Origin of the sequence: uncultured Sneathiella sp. (genome assembly GCF_963973085.1) — a bacterium.
In the GTDB taxonomy this organism is placed as follows: Bacteria; Pseudomonadota; Alphaproteobacteria; order Sneathiellales; family Sneathiellaceae; genus Sneathiella.
On the sequence record NZ_CAXAXA010000015.1, the window covers coordinates 1 to 9533 of the forward strand.

Annotated in this window: 11 protein-coding genes; all 11 read right to left on the bottom strand. The window is 56.0% G+C overall.

What is annotated here, in order from left to right; translation table 11 throughout:
- Positions 1-512, bottom strand: a 512-nt coding sequence (locus AACZ19_RS18300; RefSeq protein ID WP_339635945.1) for a hypothetical protein, incomplete at its 3' end; no start/stop codon positions are given.
- 119 nt (positions 513-631) lie between these two features.
- Positions 632-1522 (bottom strand): Mu-like prophage major head subunit gpT family protein, encoded by an 891-nt coding sequence (locus AACZ19_RS18305; protein ID WP_339635946.1) that lies wholly within the window; start codon positions 1520-1522, stop codon positions 632-634.
- Positions 1523-1557: 35 nt separating this feature from the next.
- Positions 1558-2163, bottom strand: coding sequence for a hypothetical protein (locus tag AACZ19_RS18310; protein WP_339635947.1), 606 nt, complete (start codon positions 2161-2163; stop codon positions 1558-1560).
- Between the two features lie 48 nt (positions 2164-2211).
- Positions 2212-2682, bottom strand: a complete 471-nt coding sequence (locus tag AACZ19_RS18315) for a hypothetical protein (RefSeq protein WP_339635948.1) — start codon at positions 2680-2682, stop codon at positions 2212-2214.
- Positions 2675-3667: a hypothetical protein gene (locus AACZ19_RS18320; RefSeq protein WP_339635949.1), complete on the bottom strand. Its 993-nt coding sequence runs from the start codon at positions 3665-3667 to the stop codon at positions 2675-2677. The genes AACZ19_RS18315 and AACZ19_RS18320 overlap by 8 nt, the downstream gene beginning before the upstream one ends.
- Positions 3664-4053 (bottom strand): co-chaperone GroES family protein, encoded by a 390-nt coding sequence (locus tag AACZ19_RS18325; RefSeq protein WP_339635950.1) that lies wholly within the window; start codon positions 4051-4053, stop codon positions 3664-3666. The genes AACZ19_RS18320 and AACZ19_RS18325 overlap by 4 nt, the downstream gene beginning before the upstream one ends.
- A gap of 115 nt (positions 4054-4168) precedes the next feature.
- Positions 4169-4324, bottom strand: a complete 156-nt coding sequence (locus AACZ19_RS18330) for a hypothetical protein (RefSeq protein ID WP_339635951.1) — start codon at positions 4322-4324, stop codon at positions 4169-4171.
- Between the two features lie 53 nt (positions 4325-4377).
- Positions 4378-6918: a hypothetical protein gene (locus AACZ19_RS18335; RefSeq protein WP_339635952.1), complete on the bottom strand. Its 2541-nt coding sequence runs from the start codon at positions 6916-6918 to the stop codon at positions 4378-4380.
- A 3-nt stretch (positions 6919-6921) separates the two neighbouring features.
- Positions 6922-7101, bottom strand: a complete 180-nt coding sequence (locus tag AACZ19_RS18340) for a hypothetical protein (protein ID WP_339635953.1) — start codon at positions 7099-7101, stop codon at positions 6922-6924.
- Between the two features lie 9 nt (positions 7102-7110).
- Entirely contained in the window at positions 7111-8700 is a 1590-nt protein-coding gene (gene terL / locus AACZ19_RS18345) for a phage terminase large subunit (protein ID WP_339635954.1), read from the bottom strand.
- 332 nt (positions 8701-9032) lie between these two features.
- On the bottom strand, positions 9033-9533 hold a 501-nt coding region (locus tag AACZ19_RS18350; protein ID WP_339635955.1), incomplete at its 5' end, for a hypothetical protein.

Genomic DNA, 9533 nt, shown 5'->3' on the forward strand with positions numbered 1-9533 from the left:
AAATCAACGCCCGTATCCGTCTTGGTCTCGGTTCCTCCACTATCACAGACCGCATAAATATCCGCCGCTTCATCCACAACCAAAAATCCAATCTGGTTGTTTGTTGCAAACGGAACGCCCGTTGCCAGGGTGCCATTCTCACAAAGACCGACGAAGATATCCATCTGATCCGCATCAGTCGAAACAATACGCGTCTCAAAGTATAACTTCTTGCTGGCCTGCGCCTGCCATATCTCATTACCCTGGAGGGATGCGCCCGTATTGTCCGAACCTGTCCCGGCAATCTCATACCAGCCATCAATGGCATCAGCGAGAATAGCGCCCGTGCCGCTGGTAAGCTGCGAATAAGTCCAGTCGTTCGTGCCATCAACGGCAATGCCGGTGAAGTCGTCAAACTGAACCACATAATCGGGGTTCAGTTGCAGCGGCAAGTTCTTGAACCAAGTGCCACTGGCTACGGCGCGGCCCTCACCGCTGTACATCATCGGGCCGGAGAAACGTGTCGTTCCCATAAAACTACCTCCTTACGAAAGGATTTGCCCTGGAGTCTTCGTAAGCGTCCGCTGGGCCGGTCGCCAGGGCTGTTGCTCCCAGTAAAATGGGAGGGACGCGAACGCCCCTCCCGGTAACATTACGCGCCAGGAGAACTGAAGATTCCCAGCGGATCACTGACACCAAACGAATAACGCTCGCGAGCCTTGTAGCGCACGTTGCCCGTATTGAAGTCGCCGTCCATGGACGTGGTCATGGCAGCACGCTCAAAGTGCTTCATGCCATTCGGCACATCGGTGATGATGAACCAAGCATTCGTGTCGGTCAGGTAATGGTTTACCTTATAACCTTCAGGAATGGTGCCATTGTTCTTGATGGCGTTGATGTCGTTATCCGCCGTCGCTGGACGCAATTCGCTATCCAGAATACGGCTTGCCACGAACATCAAGTCCGGTGGAACAATAATCCGACGCGGACGCGCCGCGATCAGAAGGCCCCGTTGGTCCGTCCATTTGGCGATCTGAATGACCGCAGACTCAAGTGAAGTCTCGTTCAAGTCAGTAGCTGTTGACGGGGTATTGGAATTGGTCCCGCCAGAAGCCAAGGGATGCGAGGTGTTAAATAGCGTTACACCATCGCCAGACTGATAGCTGCCGGTTGATTGCCCGTTATTGAGCGGGTAGGCAGCCTTGGTCTGCTTGGTGTAGGCCATCGCACGGGCGAGCGCCTTGGTATAGCGGGCACTGAGACTGTCATAGAGATTGTCCTCCATGGCCTCCTCGGTGATCGCAAATCCCATTGCAATCGTCTCGTGGTTATACCTTGCGGTGAAAGTTTCCTGCGCATTGTCATACGAAATGGCCGAACCCTCGTTCTTGACGGGAGCGGCATCGAAACCGGCCAGAGCAACCTCTTCTTCAAAAGATCGGTCGGAAGATTCCGTTTCGTAGATTTCTGCATCTTCGCCTTCGTACTTAGCGTACTCCAGACCGAACAATGCATTAATCCCCGGCAGGAGTTCTTTAAGCATTTGCGCTCTTGATATAGCCATAGCTCAACTCCTTTCTATATACCGGTTGAATCTTGTAGCTGATGCGCAGCACAAGAATCGCCCGTGGCATCGCCAGGACCGTTGAACTTGCACAGAACATCCGTGTAAGTATCGCCAACGACCGAGTTCGGACCATCGACAAAGCCGATGAGCTTTACTGGCAAAGTCTTGGTTGTCGCAAGGGAGCTTCCATCGATAGCATTCTTGCTGGTGCCAATCGATGTTGACCCTGCGGTTTGAACAACCGCAAAATTATTACCCAGGCCGGTTTGGGCAATCGCCTCATCACTTTGCGCCTGGAAAACAATATTCGGGTCATCAACCACATACGCCTTGATGTCGGTGGCCGACGTGCTGGCCGTCCACATCTGGGAATAGGTCGGTTGATTGGTGCCGGGGTCAGTGTAACTGCACCCGACAAAAATCCCTACGGGAGTCAAGGTCGATGTGCCGGTGTCTTTCTCGACAGTACCGGTACTAACGATTTTGACGACATCCCCGTAGAAGATACTGGTTCCGTAACTGTTGGTAACCTTGTATTGCCGTGTGGCACCAGAAAAGGTGCCAGAGCCAAGAACACCAACGGGACGGAAACCATAAGGGGCTTCTGTAGTAGCCATTTAGGTATCCTCCTTCCAAAGGACAGGGTTAAAGCACACGGGCAACGCCTATGTAGGCTTTGCGCCGCCGCCGAAAGTCACCCGCGTAGACGATTCATTAAGTTTCGGCATACGCGGATCATCTTCCCGCATGAAGTTATGATTAACCGATTCGTGCTGCTGACGAGCCAGATTGGCAAAATACTCTGACCGCGCCTTGTAGTTCTCCTCACTTGTCTTGCACAAAAGAAGACCACCTACTTCGATGTTCCCGGCATAATCACTGCCTCTATCAGAGGCCATCATCATCTCCGGATGATCTTCCGCCCTCACAGGCTCCCAACCTTCACGGAATCTCTTGGACGCATTTACGTTGTCCTGATTTCCCATGATGGAAGTTCTGATCCAGCGAAAAACCCACCCGTCCTGCGGTGCAGGATCGGGCAATACCTGGGGTGGTTCCCAAGACTTTTCTCTCTCACCAGCTTCGCGAGAATCGGTTTCTCTTGGTGTGCGCTCATCTGCCGCTATGTCAGCCATTGGCCATCTCCTTCACAACCTGTGCCGCATATTGTTCCGGCGTTATCCCAAGTTTACTGGCGAGGCGAACCTGGGAGGAAGATAACTCCACTTTGCTCGGCTTCTTGCCGCCGCGACCTGCGGGGGCGACCACCGGGGTCTTTCGAGAAGTCGGAGTCCCACTTCCAGAGGATGCTTCCTTCTCAAAACTTTCGGGGAACTTATCCCTAAGCTCCTTGTCCACGATCTCATAATATTCATTATGGACCAGTGGATTGTATCCTTTACGAACAAGCTGTTCATGCACCCCTATGGCAAAGCCCGTCAACTGCTCGTAGCCGGGTCTTTGAAACCAGGGGTTTTTCTGCAACCAAGCAACCGCCTTCGGGTCCGGAGGCGGCACATGCTGTTGCTGCTGTGACTGATCCGGAACCTCCTGCTGTACCGGCTGTTCATTATAGGCATCGGGGGCTGCCACATTATAATGTGAGCGCTCCGCATGTAGGCGCGACACCTCCGACTGCGCATCGGCAATGGCGTCGGCATCGCCAGTCTCATAGGCTTCCTTGAACCTCGCCTTGGCGGCGTCAAGCTCGACATCGTTCTTCGCGGAAACCTGATCGTACAACAGCCTGCGGCTGTTTGATAACTGGTCCTTTAGCGCCTTGTTTTCCGACTGCACGTTCTGCGCATAGCGGACTGCCTCGTTGTTCTCGCGCAGTGCCGTTTCCTTGTCACGGCGCTCGTTGTGAAATTCATAACGCAGCGTGTCCATGCGAGACTTGACGCGCTCGGACAGGCCGGGAATGTCCTCATCCAAATTCTCCGACACCTCTCCCCTCGGAGGCCGGTTACGGTCCTCTTCAGGGGTATCGTCTATTACCGAAACCTCTATGTCAGGGGCATCTTCCGCAAGAACGTCGATGGGATCGGTAAAGTTTCCGGACTTCTCTTCGGTGAAGAGATCGTCCTGGGCTTCTTTGGCTGCTTCCGGTTCGATGCTCATGCCCGTATCACTCCCAGTGGATTCTCGACAATGGCCTGGGGCACATCATCGGTGATAAGCCTGAACTTCTGGCCATGAACTTCGATGCGGGTTCCTGAATATGACCGCATGACAATCCAGTCGCCCTCCTTGCAATAGGCCCCGCTGGGAAATTTCCTTTGAGGGGTTTCCGCATAACAGTCGGGACCCAGCGCCATGACATAAGCCGTGATGCTGGCCGTCTCCTCACGGTCCCGCGCATTGTCCGTAAGATAAATGCCGCCTTCCGTCTTCTCCTCCTGTTCAGGCAGCGCCACCAGAATGTGATAGGAGCAGGGTTGCGGCAGCTTACTCGCCGCCTTCTTCTCCTTCTCCTCGCTGAGTTCAACAACCTTTTTATCGGACACAGGTCTCTCCTTGCGTTTTCGCTCTGAGCGGGGGTAACGCTCCCCCTGCGCATTTGTTAGCCAACTGGCGGGCAGTGACGATCTGCCCCGATGTTTCATGTGAAACATTCACCATTCATCCCGATCCGTCTTCGGCCCTTCTCTGTTTTTCCATCAGGTCCAGCATTTCCCTTTCGGCTGTCGCCAGTCCTTCTATGATGCCAACCATCTTCTGGTATTCATCGAAAGACTTGGCACCGCCCATTGCAAGATCGTCGGCCCTTTCGTTCATCAGGTTCCGCAATATCTTTCGATAAGCCGAAAATAAAGATTGATCAAGCAATATTAACTATTCCTGTTTCTCTTCGTGTCGTCGTCCAGCAGGGCCTTTGCCACTTCCGTCGAGAGCCGCGCCCTCTCCAGAACCGCCCTTTCCTCTGCTTCGGAAACTTTCAGGGCCGCATCTTCCTGGGTTTTCGCGATCTCAATGCCCAGCTTGACGCCCTCAAGTTCAGCATCCTGGGCCATCTTCTCGCGCTCAAGCTCCTGGGAAGAACGCTCCTTCTCGGCATTGAGCATGAGCCTTGCCCTGTCGGTCTCGGCCTTCCTCTGAATGTCTGCCTGACGAAGCTCAAGCTCCTTCTGCTGCAACTGGAACATCGGGTCTTGGGCCTGCTGCTGCGCCTGCTGCTGCTGGGCCTCGGCAACATTCTTGTTGAACAGCCTCTCAGCCGCTTCCGCCACCAGCCGCGACAGCTTGACTTCGATGTCTTCGGGCAGCGGTTCGTTCGGCGGCGGCAATTCCACACCAAGCTGCTTTTCGATCTCCCTGCGATACTGGAAGCCAAGATGCTCCTGTATATGTGACGCCATGGCTGCGGCAATGGTTCCGGCCATCGGGCTTTGAGAGACAAGCTGCTGTATCTTCGGGTCCTGTATGGCTGCCATATGCACCTGGATATGGGCCTCATGGTCCTGATAAATGAAGGCCTTCAATGGCTTGCCGTTCAGCACATCCATGTTCTCGCTGACCGGATCACGCGGCTTCATCTCCTCGCTGAGAGGAATGATCTTCTCGGCGTCCTGAATGCCCAGAACATCCAGCATCTGCCGGTGCAATTCTGGCAGATCGTACATCTGCGGTGCCGACTGGGATAGCTGGAGAGCAGCCTGATACTGCATGATGCGCTGGCTCATGGTCGCAGCGTTCGGATCGGACACCGGAATGACATCCACGCGGCCATCAAAGTCGTCGCCCTTTATGGCCTCCTTGTCATCGGCCTTGTATTCGTATTCGTCTTCCGCGTAGTCGCGGACGATACCGGCAATCAGGGTGAACTCCTTGCGCATGGCATCGTGGAGCCTCGCCTGAATGGCCGACATGACTTTCATTGACCGCTCAATAAGAGCCAGGGTGGTGCCAACCGGGGCGTCCTGTTTCATATCCGCCAGCTTCAGATCGGTGATCGAAGCGAAGCGCCTGCCTTCCTCGACAATCTCTCCCAACAGGGCGTGCAGAACATTGCTCGGTTCCTTGTAGGGCAGGAAGGTGATGTTATCTCTTATGGCTCCGCCAGGAACATCAACGTCCCTGAACTCACCGGGCATGATCGGAGAATCATCGCCCTTGATGCGCAGTCCCCTGGACTTCAGGCCTCCCGGCAGGTTCGACAAGGTTCCGGCATCGACAAGCTGCCTGAGAAGCGAGGTTGCCGACTTGGCAATGCCGCCAATCAGGTGGATCAGGCCAAAACCGTAGAACCCAAGACCGGGCATGTACTGATAATGCACGAAATGCAGGCGCTTCATGCGCAGCACATCGTCCTCGTACCAGTTGCGCCGGATCGACAGGACGGAACTGCCCCCCCTGGCCATGGTCACCACATAAGGCAGGGCGATACCGGTCTCGTCGCCGTCATCATCGGTATCCTCGTAGCCTTCAAGGTCGAGATCGACGTGCATCTCCAGCAAATCATAGCGGTCATCATGCTCGTAGGTGGGATTTTCCCCTTCAAGCTCGTCGTATTTCTCCTGAATATCGGAATAATCCGGCGCATTTGGCGACAGTTCGATGTCGCGATACAGGCCAGCGACCTGTAACTTGCGGATATCGTTGTGGCTTTTCCGCATCACATGGGTGTAGCGGGAGGCCGTCAGGAGATCGGACGCCCCGTAACTGACAACGAAGTCCTCTGCCGGAACGAAATGAGAACAGACACGACCCATGCTGGGATCGTAATAAACCTTCTTGAAGGAGGAACCGGCCAGGGGCAGGGAGAACAGCATCTGCTCCGTTTCCGGCCTGAACTCCGTCATCTTCTCGGTCAACAGATAGTTCATGTGCTGCTGGATACGCTGCGCCTGCTCTTCCTTCTGGTCCGTTATCTCGCCAATAATTTTGGTCTTGACGGGACCGGAGGCAGGGAATAGCTCCATGATCGCCTGTGACTGGAAGCGGACCACGGCCTCGGTCAGGATCGGGTGATAGACACCGCAGGCCCCCGGCCACGGGGTTGTCCTGTCGTCGGCCTTCAGGCCAAGCAGGTCAAGCCCCCTGGTATAGGTCCGCGCCCAGTCGGCGCGGGAATTACGGTCGCCTTCAAACTCCCCGTTCAACTGGGAGGCCAGCCGCCCCAACACGGTGTCCTCCATATGCTCGGCCAAGTTGGAATCGAAACCGTCATCACCGCCGGTCTCTCCGGAGCCGGGATCAAAGTCAATGACGACACCGCCGTCATCGGTGGAGATCGCCACCGCTTCTGGATTGACAACAGCAACCTCAAGCGCGGACCCCTCGGCGTCCACGTCAAGACCCCGAAGCTCTTCCTCCGTGACCGTACTGTCGGTGCGCGTGGGAGCCTGGGCGATGCTCTTGTCAATTGCCATTAACTAGACCTTCTTGATGGTCGATACCCAGTCAGCCGGGGGCTTCTGGGCGGTATCGGTAATCTGGTCCGCATAGGCATAGAACTTGGTGCCCTTGGTGGCAGCGCCGGTTCCCTTGATGGGTATCTGCTTGCGGGGAACCTGCTCGCCTATGGTGCGGCCTATCACTCTTGGTTTGTGCATTTCCGTCTCCTAATAATACTCCGCCCTCTGCACGGGCATTTCCTGGTCCTCGTAATCCGAGGCAACCCTGATGAAACCGCCCTGCCGGAAGCGCAGCAACGCCTGGGTGCTGCTATCGACAAGGTCGTCGTGGGCACCCACCGGAAAGGCGGCGAACTCCTCAATAACTTCTTCCGCCCAGTTCTTGTTCGGTGCCCAGACAATGCCGGAAGCGAACAGGTCGCTGACCGCATTGACCCTGGCAATCTTGTCATTACCCCTCGACGGGGTGAACTCGCTGACCGGAATACCCATCTGCCGCAATTCAAAGATCAGCGGCGAACCCGCCGCCTTTGCCTCAACGATGCAGGCGTCCGGCTCCCACCGGTCGTAGGCCTTCTGGGCCACCTTCTTCAGTTCAGGAAACTCCATCCTGTCCTTGAAGGCGTCCAGCAGGATGATGTTCGCGGTGTCCGTGCCCAGATCATTGGGCTGGTAGAAGACACCCCATGTGGTGCAGGCCGAATAATCCGCCCTCTGGGTTTTCAGGAAGGCGGTATCCCAGGACTGGATGATGAACTCACAAGACGGCGGGTCATCCTTCTCCCACCTGCGCCACCAGTCCCGCTTGATCATGGCCTGCTCTTGCGCCGTGGGGTCCTGCTGATATTGTGCAGACCACTTGGCGGCAGGCAGTTCGGCCTTCAACCTTTCCAGTTCGTCCTTCGACCAGTATTCCGGCCACAACGAGTTGCCTGATGGCAATATAGCGGGAAGCTGAATGACCTCCCATTCGTCGGAACCGTCCCGCTGCTGCGAGGACTTTAACAATTGACCGGTCAAATCCCGTTGATGCCAGCGGGTCATCACGACAACGATGGAGCCACCGGGCTGCAACCGCTGACGGGGACCGGAGGTGTACCACTCGTAAACCGGATCGAAGATCGCCGGATCAAGCGACTTGGCTTCCTGTTCACTATGCGGGTCGTCGATGATCAGCAGGTCGGCACCCTTACCGGTAACCGCACCGCCAACGCCGATGGCAAAATACTCGCCTTCCTCATTGGTGTTCCAGCGGCCTGCGGCCTTGCTGTCCTGGCGCAGCTTCACGCCTGGAAAAGCGGCCTGAAAATCTTCTCTGCCGACGAGGTTCCTCACCTTGCGGCCAAAGCCCACCGCCAGTTCGGCGGTATGGGCGGTCTGGATAACCTTCCTTGACGGGTCTCTGCCGATAAACCATGCAGGCAGGAGATAGGAGGCGAACTCCGATTTGGTATGACGCGGCGGCATGTTGACAACAAGCCGCTTCAACTTGCCCTCGGCCACCCGCTCAAAGGCGTCGGCCATGATCTTGTGATGCGGGCCTTCGATGAAGGCGGGCCACATATTCTTCACGAACGGCAGAAAGCTCTTCGCTATCTTCTCGCGGGTGGTGGCCTCTTCAAGGCGCTCCAGCAGGGCGAGGATTTCCTTCTGATCCTCGTAGGGAAGGGCAGCCGCTTTCTGGATATAGGCATCAAGCTGCGGATCGGATGTCGCCAAGAGGGAGACCTCTCCACCAAATATGGTATACGTTTCCGTGTTTGTACCATAATGTGCCGATTGACACCGATCTGTCAATATTGGCCGGTCAACTTTTATTTATGGAACTGCCCAGGAAACAAAGGGATGTTACGCCGCAGCATCATGGCAGCCGTTATCCTGCTGGCTGCACTCCCGGCCCAGGTTCAGGGTCAGGTGCCCTGCCTGGAAAAGCAACAGATGCGCAGCGTGCTGGAGCAACGCCACGGAGAAGCTGCGGTGGTGCGCGGCATCGCCGCTCAGACCATGGTGTTTGAGCTTTTTATCAACCCGAAAACCAGGACATGGACGGTTATTCTCACCAGCCCCAACGACATCTCATGTCTGGTCGGGCAGGGCACCGGGATAGAATTTCTGGAGGCGTCGGGATGCTACCGGCGCTCGAAGGACGTGAAGTCAAACCTGGGATACACGTCCGCCTCCCGCGACCAGACCTCGTACCGACAGATATGTGCGCAGGGTTCCTCCCAGATGGCGACCGCGAGGGCGCGATCCGGTTTGCCTTTTTTGCCAAGATAGTCTTCCCGCCAGTCCATCATGGCGAACCGGCTGGGCCGGTACTTCAGGAACTGCGCCCGTCCCTTCTGGCAGGCCCACAACCGCTCCGAACAGACCAGGGCCATGGACATCACGCCGATACTGAAGGCATGATCTATGAACTGCCTTATTTTAGAAAACGGCGGGTTGGTCATCAGGATTGGCGACATCGGGGTGTCATAATCAAAGAAGTCGTTACCGGTGGTGATGTCGGTCTCTATGGCCTCCAGGCCATGTGAACGAATCGCCCCGGCAATCCGGCCATCCCCGGCACAGGGTTCCCAGATCGGGATCGGCGGTCGGGCATTGCCCAGCCTGATGGCGTTGATCTGCAC

Coding starts and splice junctions, on each gene's coding strand:
- AACZ19_RS18340 (WP_339635953.1), bottom strand. CDS start 7,101: ATGCACAAACCAAGAGTGATAGGCCGCACCATAGGCGAGCAGGTTCCC.
- AACZ19_RS18315 (WP_339635948.1), bottom strand. CDS start 2,682: ATGGCTGACATAGCGGCAGATGAGCGCACACCAAGAGAAACCGATTCT.
- AACZ19_RS18335 (WP_339635952.1), bottom strand. CDS start 6,918: ATGGCAATTGACAAGAGCATCGCCCAGGCTCCCACGCGCACCGACAGT.
- AACZ19_RS18310 (WP_339635947.1), bottom strand. CDS start 2,163: ATGGCTACTACAGAAGCCCCTTATGGTTTCCGTCCCGTTGGTGTTCTT.
- AACZ19_RS18320 (WP_339635949.1), bottom strand. CDS start 3,667: ATGAGCATCGAACCGGAAGCAGCCAAAGAAGCCCAGGACGATCTCTTC.
- AACZ19_RS18330 (WP_339635951.1), bottom strand. CDS start 4,324: ATGAACGAAAGGGCCGACGATCTTGCAATGGGCGGTGCCAAGTCTTTC.
- AACZ19_RS18305 (WP_339635946.1), bottom strand. CDS start 1,522: ATGCTTAAAGAACTCCTGCCGGGGATTAATGCATTGTTCGGTCTGGAG.